The organism is Aeromonas sp. 95A (genome assembly GCF_051919235.1).
GTDB lineage: Bacteria > Pseudomonadota > Gammaproteobacteria > Enterobacterales > Aeromonadaceae > Aeromonas > Aeromonas veronii.
In genome coordinates this window covers 3,332,659-3,348,673 of the sequence record NZ_JBQBFC010000001.1, presented here as the reverse complement: position 1 = coordinate 3,348,673, position 16,015 = coordinate 3,332,659, and the positions used below count along the sequence as shown (strand labels likewise).

11 protein-coding genes and 1 pseudogene are annotated in these 16,015 nt (G+C 62.1%); 5 read left to right on the top strand and 7 right to left on the bottom strand.

From position 1 onward, the window contains the following. Positions 1 to 38: 38 nt before the first annotated feature. Positions 39 to 701, bottom strand: a complete 663-nt coding sequence (gene plsY / locus ACTG2U_RS15240) for a glycerol-3-phosphate 1-O-acyltransferase PlsY (protein ID WP_257700208.1) — start codon at positions 699 to 701, stop codon at positions 39 to 41. Between the two features lie 157 nt (positions 702 to 858). Between plsY and folB the strand changes: the two genes are divergently transcribed. From folB to ACTG2U_RS15225, 3 genes are all read left to right on the top strand, one after another. Then, entirely contained in the window at positions 859 to 1,230 is a 372-nt protein-coding gene (gene folB, locus ACTG2U_RS15235) for a dihydroneopterin aldolase (protein WP_139494789.1), read from the top strand. Next, on the top strand, positions 1,230 to 1,739 hold the full coding sequence (folK, locus tag ACTG2U_RS15230) for a 2-amino-4-hydroxy-6-hydroxymethyldihydropteridine diphosphokinase (protein ID WP_439974697.1): 510 nt from the start codon (positions 1,230 to 1,232) through the stop codon (positions 1,737 to 1,739). The genes folB and folK overlap by 1 nt, the downstream gene beginning before the upstream one ends. Before the next feature lie 126 nt (positions 1,740 to 1,865). Continuing rightward, a complete protein-coding gene (locus ACTG2U_RS15225; protein WP_236373296.1) occupies positions 1,866 to 2,354 on the top strand; it encodes a YbaK/EbsC family protein in 489 nt (162 codons plus the stop codon). Here ACTG2U_RS15225 and mdtD read toward each other — a convergent pair. Together mdtD and ACTG2U_RS15215 are read right to left on the bottom strand one after the other, a co-directional pair. After that, positions 2,326 to 3,728: pseudogene (gene mdtD, locus ACTG2U_RS15220) on the bottom strand (multidrug transporter subunit MdtD). The gene ACTG2U_RS15225 and the pseudogene mdtD sit on opposite strands and share 29 nt — an antisense overlap. 11 nt (positions 3,729 to 3,739) lie before the next feature. Beyond that, positions 3,740 to 4,348 carry a TetR/AcrR family transcriptional regulator gene (locus ACTG2U_RS15215; protein ID WP_005355070.1) on the bottom strand — a complete coding sequence of 203 codons (609 nt, stop codon included), beginning with the start codon at positions 4,346 to 4,348 and terminating at the stop codon, positions 3,740 to 3,742. Positions 4,349 to 4,438: 90 nt separating this feature from the next. On the opposite strand from ACTG2U_RS15215, the gene ACTG2U_RS15210 reads away from it, so the two are divergent. Both ACTG2U_RS15210 and ACTG2U_RS15205 read left to right on the top strand, forming a co-directional pair. Next, a complete protein-coding gene (locus ACTG2U_RS15210; RefSeq protein ID WP_439974696.1) occupies positions 4,439 to 5,539 on the top strand; it encodes an efflux RND transporter periplasmic adaptor subunit in 1,101 nt (366 codons plus the stop codon). Beyond that, the gene (locus ACTG2U_RS15205; RefSeq protein WP_439974695.1) at positions 5,536 to 8,643 is read left to right on the top strand and encodes an efflux RND transporter permease subunit; all 3,108 of its coding nucleotides are present in this window, start codon (positions 5,536 to 5,538) and stop codon (positions 8,641 to 8,643) included. The genes ACTG2U_RS15210 and ACTG2U_RS15205 overlap by 4 nt, the downstream gene beginning before the upstream one ends. Here the strand turns inward: ACTG2U_RS15205 and ACTG2U_RS15200 are convergent. From ACTG2U_RS15200 to acnB, 4 genes are all read right to left on the bottom strand, one after another. Beyond that, positions 8,628 to 9,755 (bottom strand): CobW family GTP-binding protein, encoded by a 1,128-nt coding sequence (locus tag ACTG2U_RS15200; protein WP_429085215.1) that lies wholly within the window; start codon positions 9,753 to 9,755, stop codon positions 8,628 to 8,630. The two genes, ACTG2U_RS15205 and ACTG2U_RS15200, sit on opposite strands and share 16 nt — an antisense overlap. A 71-nt stretch (positions 9,756 to 9,826) precedes the next feature. Further along, the gene (locus ACTG2U_RS15195; RefSeq protein ID WP_439974694.1) at positions 9,827 to 11,221 is read right to left on the bottom strand and encodes a D-arabinono-1,4-lactone oxidase; all 1,395 of its coding nucleotides are present in this window, start codon (positions 11,219 to 11,221) and stop codon (positions 9,827 to 9,829) included. Positions 11,222 to 11,383: 162 nt separating this feature from the next. Then, positions 11,384 to 12,970 (bottom strand): EAL domain-containing protein, encoded by a 1,587-nt coding sequence (locus ACTG2U_RS15190; protein WP_439974693.1) that lies wholly within the window; start codon positions 12,968 to 12,970, stop codon positions 11,384 to 11,386. A 280-nt stretch (positions 12,971 to 13,250) separates the two neighbouring features. Then, positions 13,251 to 15,848, bottom strand: a complete 2,598-nt coding sequence (acnB, locus tag ACTG2U_RS15185) for a bifunctional aconitate hydratase 2/2-methylisocitrate dehydratase (RefSeq protein WP_335830756.1) — start codon at positions 15,846 to 15,848, stop codon at positions 13,251 to 13,253. Positions 15,849 to 16,015 lie beyond the last annotated feature (167 nt).

The window sequence follows — 16,015 nt, the reverse complement described above, 5'->3', positions numbered from 1 at the left end:
ATTAAACGGATTTTAAGGCGGATGGTCAACGGGAAATTTCACTTTTTGTCTCGTTCGTCTCTTTTTTGCGCAACATCGTCCATTTCTGCCACTTCTTCGGCACAGACCGCGCCTTTTCGCCCCCAGACTCTGGGTTCCTCCCCCTTGAGCAGGCGGGAGATGTTCTCGTGATGGCGGATCAGGATAAGGCAGGAGAGCAACGAGACTGGCAGGGTGTATTCGGGTTTGAGCAGGTAGGTAAAGAGCGGCGTCAGCAACACGGTAATGATGGAGGCCAGCGAGGAGTAGCCGCTCACCAGCAGCACCAGCAGCCAGGTGCCAATCACGGCGCCCCCCATGGTAAAGCCGATGGGCATCATGGTGCCCAGCGCCGTCGCCACCCCTTTGCCACCACGAAAATGAAAGAAGATGGGGTACATATGGCCGAGGCAGGCGGCGACCCCGATAAAGCCGAGGTAGACGGGTTTGATCTGCAGATACCAGGCGAGATAGACAGGCACAGTGCCCTTGAGCACATCGAGCAGCAGCACCACCAGCGCCGCCATCCGGCCACCGAGGCGCAGCACATTGGTGGCGCCGGGGTTGTGGGAGCCATGATCCCGCGGGTCGGGCAGACCGGTGCAGCGGGAGACCAGCACAGCACTGGATAGTGAACCACCCAGGTAGGCCAGAATAATCATCAAAATCGTCAGGGCCGTCATCTTGGTCGTTTTTACCACGATATGAATGGGGTATGATGCGGGCCACATACGCTGGCATGGGCCCATGCCCACCCAGAGCGCCTCGGCAAGCCTGTTGCCCGGCCAGCATCCCTGCGCTGTCATCACAGCCCATCAAGAGTAAAGAAGAAGTACAGTCATGGACAAGGTGTTTATTCGCGGACTCGAAGTTTTGACCACCATAGGTGTATATGAGTGGGAGAAGGGCATTCGCCAAAAGCTCCGTTTTGACCTCGAGATGGGGTTCGACAACCGCCCCGCAGCAGCAACCGACGACATCAATCTGGCACTGGATTATGCCGACCTCTCCAACAAGATTTGCGAGCATGTCACCGGCAAGGTGGTCGAGCTGGTCGAGACCATGGCCGAGCAGGTCGCCATGCTGGTGCTCGCCGACGAGCGGGTACAATGGGTCAAGGTCACCCTTACCAAGCCGGGTGCCGTGCCCAATGCCACCGGTGTCGGCGTCGAGATCCTGCGCCACCGCACCCCGGCGGCGAGCAGCAACTGATGACCACCATCTATATCAGCATCGGCTCCAACATCGAGCGGGATCGCCATATTCGCGCAGGCCTCGATGCCCTGCACGCCGAATTTGGCGAGCTGCGGGTTTCCCGGGTATTCGAGAGCGAGGCGGTCGGCTTCAACGGCCGCCCCTTCTACAACCTGGTGGCGGCAGCCGAGACCGATCTGCCGCTGGCCACCGTCTGCCAGCGACTGCGGGCCATGGAGTTCGCCCACGGCCGCGAGTCGGATGCCAAGAAATTCGCCCCGCGCACCCTGGATCTCGATCTGCTGCTCTATGGCGATCTGGTCTGCGACACCCCGCTGGTGCTGCCGCGCGGTGAAGTGCTCACCAACGCCTTCGTGCTGTGGCCACTGGCCGAGCTGGCCCCCAAACTGCGCCACCCCGTCGATGGCCGCACCATGGGCGAGCTGTGGCAGGCCTATGACAAGGCCTCCCAGCAGCTGTGCCCTATTCCCTTTCACTGGGAAGCGTGCGAATTGCAGCATCACTGATCCGCAAGGGCGCCTCACGGCGCCCTTGTTTTTTGCACGGACAGGGTTGCTTATCACGGATAAGAAAGTGTCATTGGGCCTGACCCTGCGAGGCTGGCAGGATAGCGCCCACTACAGGAGAACCCCATGCCACTCGATACCATTCACCATTTCAACTGCCAGTTGCTGGCTGAACTGCCCCACCAGCGCTATGAGCATGAACCCATTCTCGACTACGCCACCGATGAAAAGGTCAAGGCCCGCCTCGGCTGGCAGGCGGAGTTCAGCAAGACCCTGTTTCTCAAGTTCAAGGATGGCCGCTTCGCCCTGCTGCTGACCCACAGGGACGGACGGCTCGACAACAAGGCGGTCAAAGCCGCACTCGGTGCCAAGCCCTCCATCTGCACCGCCGAAGAGATGCAGGCGGAGATTGGCTGCCTGCCGGGAGCGGTCTGCCCCTTCCTGCCCCGTGCCGATATTCCACTACTGGTGGACCCGCAACTGCTCCACCACACCGCCTTCACCTGGACCCCGGGCCACCCGGAGCAGACCTTTCTGCTGGCGACCGAGCATCTGGCCGAAGTGCTGGCGCAACTCCCCTGCGAGGTCAGCTATCTGCCCGCCCCGACGGCGTAGCCCCATCGTGCGCCAGCTGGGCGAAGATCAGCGCCGCCAGCATGGAGAGCAGCCCGACACAGAGGTAGGTAAGGTGGAACCCGGCCAGCCACTGGCCGTTGGCCGCTGAGGTGCCCGCCGAGAAGAGCCCGAGCAGGCTGGCGGCAATCGCCACCCCCAAACTCATGGAGAGCTGCATCACCACCGAGAGCAGACCGTTGCCACTGCTGGCCAGGGTCGGGCTGAGATCTTGCAGCGTGAGAGTGTTCATGGCGGAGAACTGCAGCGAGTTGATGGCGCCGAAGATCGCCAGCCACCCCAGCAAGACTCCGTAAGGGAGCTGGTTGTCGATGAAATAGAAGCTGGCGATCATCGCCCCCAGCAACAGGGTGTTGCCGATCAAAATGCGGCGATAGCCTACCTTCGGAATAAGCTTGTTCACCAGCGTCTTGGTCAGCATGGCGCCAATCACCGTTGGGATCATGGTCATCCCCGCCTTGCTCGGGGAGAAACCGAGCCCCAGCTGCAGAAACAGCGGGGTGAGGAAGGGCATGGCGCCGCTGCCAAGGCGGGCAAACAGGTTGCCCCAGATGCCGATGGCAAAGGTGGTGGTCTTGAACAGGCTCAGGCTAAAGAGCGGCTGCGGTGCATTGGCGGCATAGAGCCAGTAGCTCGCCATCGCCGCCAAGCCGAAGATCAGTGCAAACAGCGCCCAACCGGTGGAGATGCTGTGCTCCCCCAGCCCCTGCAAGCCGACCGACACCAGCACCATGCCGACGCTGAACATCACAAAGCCCTGCCAGTCGAACCGGGCGGTCTGCTGCCGCAGCTCCGGCATAAAGTGCCAGCTGGCGATAAAGCCGAGCAACCCCACCGGCAGGTTGATGAGAAACACCCAGTGCCAGCTCGCCACTTCCACCAGCCAGCCACCGAGCGCCGGCCCCATCAACGGGCCGAGCAGCCCCGGGATGGTGACAAACGACATCACCCGCAGCAGCTCGTGCTTGTCATAGACCCGCAGCACCGCCAACCGTCCCACCGGCATCAGCAGCGCACCGCCAATCCCCTGAAGCACACGGGCGGCCACCAGCATGGAGAGCGAATTGGAGGCGGCGCAGGCGAGCGAGCCGAGCGTGAAGAGCGAGATGGCGGTCAGATAGATGCGGCGGGTGCCGAATCTGTCTGCCAGCCAGCCGGAGGCCGGGATCAGCAACGCCACCGTCAACATGTAGGCAATGATCACCGACTGCATCTGCAGCGGGCTCTCTCCCAAGGTCTCGGCCATGCTGGGCAGAGCGGTGTTGAGAATGGTGCCATCCAGCGCTTGCATAAAGAACCGACCGCCGCCAGCAGGGGCAGCCACTTGCGCTGGGCATCTGTCACTGTGTGGCTCATTGCCACCTCCATTATTTTTGCGGGGGAGCGGCGGCGGTCAGGAAGAGATCGACACAACTCAGGGTCCAGGCATCCTGCTCGGCAGCGCTCTGGGTCAACGGCAGACCCAGCTCACGGAGCATGCGCTCCTTGCCCTGCCACATCAGCAACAGCTGCAAGGCGGCCTGTTCGCTGTCTTGATGGCACAGCAGGCCTTGCTGCTTCTGCTGCTCCAGCCAGTTGGACAGCATCTCGGTCACGTAGAGCGGGCCCGCCTCGAAAAAAAGGGTGGCCAGCTGGGCATCGTTGCAGCTGATGCAGGTGCGAAAGATATTGATGGCATCATCGCTCAGGATCAACTTGCGAAAGCTGCGACCAAAGGCAATCAGACTCTCCCGTACATTGTTGCCACGCAGCAACACCTCCGGCATCAGCTCGCTGCTGACGCACTTGCTGCCCACCGCTTCGGCAAACAGCGACTCCTTGTTGGCAAAATGGCTGTAGACCGTCTGCTTGGAGACGCCCGCTTCACTGGCCACCATGTCCATGCTGACCAGATGCAGACCGTGCTGACAGAAGAGCCGCCCGGCAGCATCGAGGATCGCAGCCCGCTTCTGCTGACTACGGGGTGAAATGTTCATTTTTCCTCCACAATCAAACTGGACAGTCTAGTTTCGAAAAACTAGACTCACCGGTGTGATTTGATGTTATGTCAACCAGAGGATGATGTCATGACACTTTGCTTAATCCTGCTGGCGCTGTTACTGAGTGGCTGCAGCCCGGTCACAGAGTCAGAAGAAACACCTGCCCTGACCCGGGTGATCGCCCAGCCGCTGCAAGCCAGCGATCACTACCCGGTGCTACACCGCTTCAATGGCAGGGTGATCGCCCCCGAGCACAGCCAGATAGGCTTCGAGCTGGCAGGGCGGATCGCCACCCTGCACAAGGGACGGGGAGAGCCGGTCGCGGCTGGCGAACTGCTCGCCACACTGGATACCCGGCTGCTGGCAGTGGAAGCCAAAGAGCTGGCCGCCCGGGCCGCCCAGAACGAGGCCGAGCTGACCCTTGCCCGGCAGACGCTCGAACGACTCACCGCCCTGCGCCAGCAGCAGTTCAGCTCCCGTCAGGCGCTGGATGAACAGCAAGGCAAAGTCCGCATGCTGGAGGCAAGCGCCAACCAGCTGGCCGCCGCCCTCGAAGCCAACCGGGTCAAACAGGAGAAATCACAGCTGCGCGCCCCCTTCAACGGGATTGTGGTCAGCCGTGAACAGGCATTGGGGGCCGTGGTGGCCGCAGGCCAGCCTCTCTTCTCCCTGACCCGCAGCGGCCAGTGGGAGGCCGATATCGGCGTGCCGGTGAAACAGGCCGAGTCCCTGATCGTCGGCCAACGCTATCCCCTGCAAAGCGGGGCGCAATCACTGGAGGGACGCCTGCTTAATCTGGGGGTACAAGTGGACGGGCAGACCCACACCCGCACCGCCCGCTTCCAGCTGACCCGGGGCGGCGAACAACTGGCAGAGGGGCAACTGATCACCCTGTTGCATCAGACCCGCGAGCCCACCCGCGCCTACGAGGTGCCGCTCACCGCGCTGACCCAGGGATTGCGCGGCAGCTGGACCCTCTATCTGCTCAACGACGAAACGCCACCCCGGGTGGTCAGTCGGGACGTCACCCTGCTACAGCAAGATGGCGAGCGGGCCTGGATCAGTGGTGCCCTGAATGGAAAAGAACAGCTGGTGACCGATGGCCTGCATAAACTGGTGCCGGGCCAGCAGGTCACCCTGACCACCAGCGTGGATCATCAGGCAGGCCATCCGGAGCCACAGTCATGATCCGCCCGTTTATCGAGAATGGCCGCCTGCTGCTGTTGACGGTCGCGCTGCTGCTGACGGCCGCCCTTGCGGCATTGCAGGCCCTGTCCAGAACCGAAGATCCCCAGCTCACCAGCCGTTTTGCCAGCGTGGTTACCCACTTCCCCGGGGCCAGCGCCGAGCGGGTAGAGGCGCTGGTGAGCGAGCCCATCGAGAACCGGCTGCGGGCCCAGAGCGAGATCAAGCTGATCGAGTCGAGCTCTCGCCCCGGTCTCTCCATCATCAATCTGGAGCTCAAGGATGAGGTCAGCGATGTCGAGCCCGTCTGGTCCAGAGTCCGTGACCGGCTGGCAGATCTTGCCGCCGGACTGCCAGCCGGCGCCAGTGCCCCCAAGCTGGATGACGAGAAAGGCTACCCCTTCACCCGCCTGGTCAATGTGGTCTGGCGTGGGCCGGGCCAGCCACAACTGGATCGCCTCGCCCGCTACAGCGCCGAGCTGGAACGCCGAGCTCGCCAGCTGCCGGGCACCGAATACGTCGAGCGGGTCGGGGCACCGCAGGAGGAGATCGAGGTACGGTTCGATCCCCTCGCCCTCAGTGCCAGCGGCATGAGTGGCGAACAGCTTGCCCAGGCGCTGAGCGGTGCCGATGCCAAAGTAGCCGCAGGGGAGTTGCAGGGCAGCCACAATCGCTTTCAGGTAGAGATCCGCGGTGCCCTCGATACCCTGGAGCGGATCCGCCAGATCCCGTTGCGTACCGGCGAGCAGGGCCAGACCCTGCGCCTTGGCGATCTGGCCGAGGTAAGACGTACCCTGCACCAGCCGGAGAGCCAGCTGGCCTTTGCCAATGGTGAACGGGCCGTGGTGGTCGGCCTGCGCATGGCACAGGATCACCGCATCGACCTCTGGTCGGCACGGGTCGACTCCATGCTGACCCAGCTGCAACAGGACTTGCCGGATAATATCGGCCTCGTCACCAGCTTCGATCAGCAGCGTTATACCGATCAACGGCTCGACACCCTGCTCATCAACATTGTGCAGGGCTTCCTCATCATAGTGGCAGTGCTGCTGGTGACCTTGGGAGTCAAGGCCGCCATTATCGTGGCCCTGTCGCTGCCGCTTACCGTGGCGTTCTCTTTCGCCTGCATGAACCTGATCAATCTGCCCATTCACCAGATGTCGGTCACCGGTCTGGTGGTGGCGCTCGGGATCATGGTGGACAACGCCATCGTCATGGCGGATCGGGTGCAGTATCAGCGCCGCCACGGCATGGCCATGAGTGCCGCCGCACTGGAAGCCATCGGCCACCTCTGGCTACCACTGCTGGGCTCCACCCTCACCACTATGCTCGCCTTTATGCCGATCATTCTGATGCCGGGCCCGGCGGGCGAGTTTGTCGGCGGCATCGCTTGGGCGGTGATCTGTTCGCTGCTGGGCTCCTACCTCATCGCCCACACCCTGGTGGCTGGCCTCGCAGCCCGCTGGATTGGCAGTAACCAGGGGGGACGCTGGTATCAGGATGGCTTGCACCTGCCCCGGGTGAGCGCCCGTTTCCAGCAAAGCATCGCCATGGCGCTGGCTCACCCCTGGCGTACCCTGCTGCTGGTCAGTCTGCTGCCCCTGCTCGGTTTCTGGGTGGCGGGCCGCCTCACCGAACAGTTCTTTCCCCCTGCCGACCGGGACATGATCCACATCGAGGCCAGCCTCTCCCCACAGGCGAGCCTGGCGCGCACCCGCGAGCTGGCACTGGGGATCTCCGCCGAGTTGGCCAGCCTCCCCGAGCTGGTTCGTCAGGACTGGGTGGTGGGCGACAACGCCCCCAGCTTCTACTACAACCTGGTGCCCAGAAAACAGGGGCGGGCCGATTACGCCCAGGGAATGATCACCCTGCAGGATGCCGATGCCGCCGAACGGCTCATTCCACAACTGCAGCAGCGGCTCGATGCAAAATTTCCCGAAGCGCAGATCCTGGTGCGCAAGCTGGAACAGGGGCCGCCTTTCAATGCCCCGGTCGAGCTGCGGCTGTTTGGCCCCGACCTTGAACAACTACACCGTCTGGGAGAGGAGCTGCGCAGTCTGCTCGCCAATACCCCGGCAGTGGTGCAGACCCGCGCCACCTTGCTGGCAGGGGCCCCCAAACTTTGGTTGGAGGTCGATGAGGAGGCCGCCCGACTGGCAGGCATGAGCCTGACCGATGTTGCCTCCCGGCTGGCGGGCGCACTGGATGGCAGGTTGGGCGGCACTGTGCTGGAAGGCACCGAGTCAATCCCGGTAAGAGTGCGGCTGGCAGAGCCCTTGCGTCAGGATCCGGATGCGCTGCTCAATGTGCCGCTATCGCTCACCGGCACCGGCCAGCAAGGGGCAGCCAATCTCACCTTGCGGGCACTGGCCACTCCCGAGCTGCTGCCAAGCTGGGGGGAGATCAGCCGTCGGGATGGTGAGCGGGTCAATGTGCTGGAGGCCTATCTGGCGGTCGGCGTACTGCCGCAAACCGTGCTGGAGCAGGTCAAAGAGAGGCTGGCCGCCAAGGCGCTGGCGTTGCCGCCGGGCTATCGACTGGAGTTTGGCGGGGAAGCCGCCAAGCGGGATGAATCGGTGGGCAATCTGATGGCCCATGTCAGCCTGGTCGCCGTGCTGCTGGTGGCCGTGCTGGTGCTCAGCTTCAACTCGTTCCGGCTGGCAGGCATCGTCACCCTGGTGGCTATCCAGTCGGCTGGGCTCGGGCTGCTGTGGGTCTGGCTGCTGGGGTACCCCTTCGGGTTTACGGTGATCATCGCCCTGCTGGGACTGATGGGGCTGGCCATCAACGCCGCCATCGTCATTCTGGCCGAGCTGAAGGCAGACCCGCTGGCACAACAGGGCAATCTGCCGCAGATCCGCGATCTGGTGGCCGGTTGCAGCCGCCACATCGTCTCGACCACCATCACCACGGTGGGCGGCTTCATCCCGCTATTGCTGGGGGGCGGCGGCTTCTGGCCACCCTTTGCTATCGCCATCGCCGGTGGCACAGCGCTGGCGACCCTGCTCTCGTTCTACTTTGTGCCGGTGGCGTTCGTGCTGTGCAACCGCCGCCGTCCTGACCCGGTACAGGAGAGCTGCAACGCGCAAGATCAGTTGTCGGGCTGACCCAGCATGGCTTTGAGCCGCTCTTCCAGAGTGGGCTCGGGGGCCTTTAAGGTCGCCATAAAGAGCTGTTCGATACCGGCCTTGTCCTGACTTTTCACGATAAACACCAGTCGGGACTGGGCCTTGCCCTCCGGCCAGTCGCCCAGCGCCTGCAGCGGATAGAGCTGGCCGTGGACGCCGTGGATCACCACCGGCTGGCTCTCCCCTTCCAGCTGCAAGATCCCCTTGAGGCGCAGCAAGGCATCGCCGTATTGGGCCTGCACCGCATCGATGGCGGCCAGCAGGCGAGAGGGCTTGAGCGGCTCACCGATACGCAGGGAGAAACTCTCGATGTTGCCGTGCTCGAAGTGGGTGGGCGCAGCTGTGCCCACCTTGGCGGCGAACGGTTGCATCTTCGGCTGCATCGGTGACGCCAGCCCCTGCTTGGGGGATTCGGTGCGCAGCCAGGCCAGCAGCTGGCGCACATCGCGCCCCGCCGCTTCGTTGTAGGCGCCCAGCTTCTCCAGCACCTTGGGCGACAGTTCGCCATTGGTCACCTGCTGGATCGGGGCCGCCGGGTTGAGTGCCGCCAGCTGGGCTTCGACCCGCGCCAGCTGTTCGCCGTCCACCAGATCCCCCTTGCTCACCACCAGCAGATCCGCCAGCGCCACCTGTTTCACCGCTTCATATTGAGCCGCCAGCTGCTGCTCGATATGGCCGGCATCCACCACGGTGACAGTGCCATCGAAGCGGTAACGCTGGGCGATAAAGCCCTCTTCGCGCAGGGTAAATAGCACGGGGGCCGGATCTGCCAGACCGGTGGTCTCGATAATCAGCCGCTTGAACGGTTTGATCTTGCGCTGGATGGCCTTCATAAACAGCCCCTGCAACGCCTCCACCAAAGAGCCCTGCACCGAGCAGCAGATGCAGCCGGAGTCGAGCAGCATCACCTGCTCATCCACCTGTTGCACCAGATGGTGATCCAGCCCCACCGAGCCGAACTCGTTGATCAGCACGGCGCACTCACCAAGCTCCGGCTGCTTGACCCAGTGATTGAGCAGAGTTGTCTTGCCGCTACCGAGAAAGCCGGTCAGCAGGGTCACTGGGATCCTGGAGTCTTGCATATCGGTCATATCGATGACTTCCCTCTGGTCGGCAGAGTGATGAGTGCGCGGGTATCTTGCATATCGGTCATGTCAGATCCTTACCGGTTGGCAAACAGGTCGCTGAGCCAGCGGTTTTCAAAGCGGCCGTGGGGGTCTAGCTCGCGCTGCAAGGCCACGAAGTCGTTCCAGCGCGGCAGCAGGGCCGGGAAGTCATACAGATCCATCGCCAGATGCTTGCCAAAATGGGGAATGCCGCCAAGGGGCGCCAGCAGTTGTTGCAGCTCGCGCATCTGCTCCATGGAGCCGTTGACGAAGGTGCCGTCCGCCGCCAGATAGACCAGAAAACCGATCCAGCAGACCGGCTGGCCGTAAGCGGCACTGAGCCAGGCCTCGGAGGGGCCGGTGCAGCGCAGGATAAAGGGGTAGTGCAACACGCCCGGATTGGCCTGCTGCCAGGCTTGCAGGGTCTCCAGCGCCTCGTTCATGCGATGCAGCGGCACCGCCACCTCGCAGTTGATCTGAGGTGCCGGGATCCCCTTGCAAAGAATTTGGTAGACGTTGCCCACCAGATCGGAGGCATCCTTGAAGCGGCGTACTGTCTCGAAGTGCTCACCGGCCAGCGCCTCATCCTTGGTGTCTTTCGCCATCTTCTGCAAAGTGGCATCAATGGTGGCATTCATGCGGGCGTCGATATCACCATCCAGCAGCAGCGGCTCGCTGCCACCGGCGCGGTAACGGGCCACCTCCTCATCAGAGGCGGGATCCACCAGCCAGATGTGGCTCTCACCGGTCCAGGCAAACCACCAGCTCTTCACGAAGCCGTGCTCGCGGTTGAGCCGCTCGTTGTGCTCCAGGAGGAAGGGGTAATCGGTGGTGAACTTGGTGCAGCGCATAATGCGGTTGGGCACGGTGCGCAGGGTGACGTCGAGCAGGATGCCGAGCATCCCCATACCCATCACGAAGGCGCCGAAGCGCGGATCGGTGCGATCCACCCGGATGATGTCGCCACTGGCCAGCATCACCGTCATCGCCTCCACCGCATCGCAGAGGGCAGACTGGTGCAGCCCCTGACCGTGGGTGCCGGTGCTGAGGGCTCCGCCCAGAGTCTGGATGCCGATGACACCGGGGGATGCGGGAAGCATCCGCTCCATGGCGATCAGCTCGGCATAGACGGTATCGAGCGGCGTCCCCGCCTGATAGGTCACGGTATCGGCCGTTTTCGCCAACTGGCCGCGCAGGTGGTGCAAGTCCACCAGCAGCGCCTGGCTACCCTCGGCATAGACGCTGTGGATGGGTTCGAAGGAGAGGCCGGAGCCGATAAGGCGCAGCTTGCGCTCGGGGTGTTCCCGCAGCAGCGCTTGCAGCTCGTCGCGGCTTTTCGGGCGCCACACCTGATCCAGCGCCCCAAGGGGATTGGTTCTCGACCAGTTGAACAGCACCTCCCGATTACCGATCGCCTTGATGCTGTGAAATGCCTGGAACTGAACCGTCATACCGCGCCTCATCTTTTACTGACGTCAAAATGAGCGCTGATTCTACCGAAAAGCGAGCCGCAAGGCATGAAAAACAAGCCCCTGCACTCGAGGGGGGATAGGGAGAGAGCACTTCCCTACCCAGCCAGAGGGGAGCTTGTCCGCCCGTCTGTCACCGATAAATCAGGTCGCATTCGGGATGCCTCGCACCCCATCTGGCTGGCGGGTTTGTGCCTCTTCCGGCAGCAGCTCCTCGCAGAACTGGCGCAGCGGCATGGGGCGGGCAAACAGATACCCCTGCAGATAATCGACCCCTTTGGCCCTGAGGTAGTCAGCCTGACGCTCGCTCTCCACCCCTTCCGCCACCAGCGCCAGACCGAGCCGGGTCGCCAGATCGATCACGTTGTCCACGATATGTTCCGAGAGCGACTCGGTACCGATGCGGGCGATAAAGGATTTGTCGATCTTGAGGTAATCCACATGAAACTGCTGCAGGTAAGCCAGGCTGGAGTGACCGGTACCAAAGTCATCGATGGCGAGTTTTACCCCCATCTCGTCCAGCTGGCGGAACAGGGAGAGGGTCTGGGGATCTGACATCAGCAGCTCCCGCTCGGTCAACTCCAGCACCAGTACCACCTTGCCGGGGAGGAAATGCCCGAGGAAGGCGCGGCACTCGGCCAGCAGGGCAAAATCGTGGCAATGGGCGGCGCTGATGTTGAAGCTGATATGAAACCCATCGGGCAACTGCTCCTGAGAGCGGTTCAACCTTGTCGCCACCTGCTTCATGATATGGGTGGTCATGGGAACGATCAGTCCCGACTCCTCCGCTTGTGGGATAAAGAGATCGGGCCGGATCACCCCTTCATTGACATGCTCCCAGCGCATCAGCACCTCGGCGCCCATCATCTTGCCATCGTGGCTGGCAATCAGCGGCTGCAGATAGGGAACAAACTCCCTGGCCCGCAGGGCGCGTCGCAACTCATCTGTTGGCGAGCCGGGGCGCCCCAGCACCCACCACACCAGCCAGGCCAGCAAAAGCGAGGAAACCGCCAGCCACGACAGCGCCACGTGCCGCGCGGCCCACAGCGACTTCCAGTAGACCGGCATGGCATAACCGGCATGGATGGTGAAAGGATAATGGGATGAGGTGAGGGCCTGGCTGATCCCGCGATGGAGGGTGGGCGCCTCGCTCAGATAGCGGCCAGACTCATTGAGCCAGGCCGACCCCACCTGCAGATAGAGCGCACTGGATTTTCCGCTCATGGAGAGCATGAAGCTGAGCTGGGTACTGTCGATGGCACTCAAGGCGGCATGCTTGCCCTGCTCGGTGCGCACCACCAGCAGCGGGTGATTTTGCCGCACCCGGTTGCCACTCATCAGCAGCAGCTTGCGGCCGGTGTAGATGGAGCCGTCATCGGCATCATTGGCCTCACCAAACAGCGAAGTGCAATTGATGATGCCGTTTCGCACCAGATTGACCGAACGCAGGAAAGGCTCGATGGCGACCTTCTTGCGCAGCACCAGCAGGTTGTCGCGACAGGGAGCATTCACCAGAGGCAGCACGGAGCGGTTGGCCTGCTCCGCATGATCCAGCATCGACTCCATCAGAGTTCTGGCCTTGTGGGCCGAGGCGCTGGATTCCGCTTTCAGCTCCTGCACATAATTGCTGTGGATGAGCCAGCCTCCCACCAGCAGCGGCAGGGTAAAGACCAGCAAGGCACCGCCGAAGCGTAACCCGGTTCGGGAGAGATCGATCCTGAACAGAAACATAAAGAACCACGCCGCAATTCGTCAGGCCTGCCAACGCAAGCACCCAGTGAACAGATATCCACTTTCCCTCGATAACGATGCCTCATCATTACCGCACATAACCGAACAACATAACCCAAAGCGTTTATAAAACGAACCACCAAACAGGTGGTTGGATCTCTCTAGCAAGGATCGTGCAAACAATCTTCAAAAAAGACGGTGAATAACACACAAATAAATAATGCCGCGTAAATACGCGGCATTATTGGCTTCTTATCGCGCAAATCGCGCAAGAACTCCGTTAAACGGCTTGCTGCAGGATCACCGCATCAGCCTTCTTGGTGTAGGAGGCGATCTCGTTGAAGTTGAGGTAGCGGTAAGTATCTGCCGCAGTGGCATCGAGCGCCTTGGCGTACTGCAGGTACTCCGCCACAGTCGGGATCTTGCCGAGGATGGCGGCAACGGCGGCCAGCTCCGCAGAGGCCAGATAGACGTTGGCACCTTTACCCAGACGGTTCGGGAAGTTACGGGTGGAGGTGGAGACCACGGAGGCCCCTTCCGCTACCCGCGCCTGGTTGCCCATGCAGAGGGAGCAGCCCGGGATCTCGATGCGGGCACCGACGCGACCAAAGATGCCGTAGTAGCCCTCTTCGGTCAGCTGATCCTTGTCCATCTTGGTGGGCGGTGCGATCCACATACGGGTCGGCAGCTCGCCCTGATACTTCTCGAGCAGTTTGCCGGCGGCACGGAAGTGACCGATGTTGGTCATACAGGAACCGATGAACACCTCGTCGATCTTGTCGCCAGCCACGTCGCTCAGCAGACGGGCATCGTCCGGGTCGTTCGGCGCACAGAGGATTGGCTCCTTGATGGTGGCCAGATCGATCTCGATGATCTCGGCGTACTCGGCATCCTTGTCCGCTTCCATCAGGGTCGGGTTGGCCAGCCACTCTTCCATCCCCTTGATGCGACGGGTGATGGTGCGCGGGTCACCGTAACCTTCGGAGAGCATCCATTTCAGCATCACGATGTTGGACTTCAGATACTCGATGATCGGCTCTTTATCCAGCTTGATGGTGCAACCGGCAGCGGAGCGCTCGGCGCTGGCATCTGCCAGCTCGAACGCTTGCTCTACTTTCAGGGTCGGCAGACCTTCGATCTCGAGGATGCGGCCGGAGAAGATGTTCTTCTTGCCCGCTTTCTCGACGGTCAGCAGCCCCTTCTGGATGGCGGCATAGGGGATGGCATGAACCAGATCACGCAAGGTGATGCCCGGTTGCAGCTCGCCCTTGAAGCGCACCAGCACGGATTCCGGCATGTCCAGCGGCATCACGCCGGTGGCGGCGGCGAAAGCCACCAGACCGGAGCCCGCCGGGAAGGAGATACCGATGGGGAAACGGGTGTGGGAGTCACCACCGGTACCCACGGTATCCGGCAGCAGCATGCGGTTCAGCCAGGAGTGGATGACGCCGTCACCCGGACGCAGAGAGACACCGCCGCGGTTCATGATGAAGTCCGGCAGGGTGTGGTGGGTCTGTACGTCGATGGGCTTCGGATAGGCGGCAGTGTGGCAGAAGGACTGCATGGTCAGATCGGCGGAGAAGCCGAGACAGGCCAGATCTTTGAGCTCGTCGCGGGTCATCGGGCCCGTGGTGTCCTGGGAGCCGACCGTGGTCATCTTGGGCTCGCAGTAAGTGCCCGGGCGAATGCCCTTCACGCCGCACGCCTTGCCCACCATCTTCTGGGCCAGGGTGAAGCCTTTGCCGGTATCGGCCACCGGCTGCGGGCGACGGAACACGGTGGAGAACGGCAGACCCAGCGCTTCACGGGCCTTGTCAGTGAGGCCGCGGCCGATAATCAGCGGAATACGGCCACCGGCGCGCACTTCGTCGATCAGTACGTCGGTTTTCAGTTCAAACTGCGCCAGCACCTGGTCGGTGCCGTGTTTGCAGATCTTGCCGGCATAGGGGTAGATGTCGATCACATCGCCCATTTCCAGCTTGGAGACGTCCACTTCGATAGGCAGAGCGCCGGCATCTTCCATGGTGTTGAAGAAGATCGGGGCAATCTTGCCACCCAGGCAAACGCCGCCAGCGCGCTTGTTCGGCACGAACGGAATGTCGTCGCCCATAAACCAGAGCACCGAGTTGGTGGCGGATTTACGGGAAGAGCCGGTACCGACCACGTCACCGACATAGGCCAGCGGGAAGCCTTTCTCTTTCAGGGCATCGATGGTCTTGATGGGGCCGACGGCGCCATCCTTGTCCGGAGTAATGCCGGGACGGGCGTTTTTCAGCATCGCCAGCGCGTGCAGCGGAATGTCCGGGCGGGACCAGGCGTCCGGTGCCGGCGAGAGGTCGTCGGTGTTGGTTTCGCCGGTCACCTTGAACACGGTGACAGTGATCTTCTCGGCCAGCTCCGGGCGGGAGAGGAACCACTCGGCATCAGCCCAGGATTGCATCACCTGTTTGGCGTGGACATTGCCCGCCTTGGCCTTCTCTTCCACGTCGTGGAAGGAGTCAAACATCAGCAGGGTATGGGAGAGCCCCTTGGCGGCAAGCGGCGCCAGAGTGGCGTGATCCAGCAGGTCGATCAGCGGTTGAATGTTGTAACCACCCTGCATGGTGCCCAGCAGTTCAACGGCTTCGGCGGCAGTCAGGATGGGAGAGTGGGCTTCGCCCTTGGCGACGGCGGTGAGGAAACCGGCTTTGACATAGGCCGCTTCATCAACACCGGGGGGAATACGGGAGGACAACAGCTCTTTCAGAAAGTCTTCTTCGCCAGCGGGCGGGTTCTTGAGCAGCTCAACCAGGGCGGCGACCTGCTCTGCATCCAGAGGTTTGGCAACCACGCCCTCGGCGGCACGTTCTGCGACGTGTTTACGGTATGTTTCAAGCACGACTAATTCCTCTTTGGTCTTTTTTTGGGGTTCGCCCACGCTCGCGGCGATCGTCCTTGCGGGACACCCCGTAGGGTGCTCCCCACTATATAAGTTTTAACGACTAATTAAAATCCAAACCCTGTTTACTTATTCACCACAAAATCGTAACCAATTAAACAGACTGG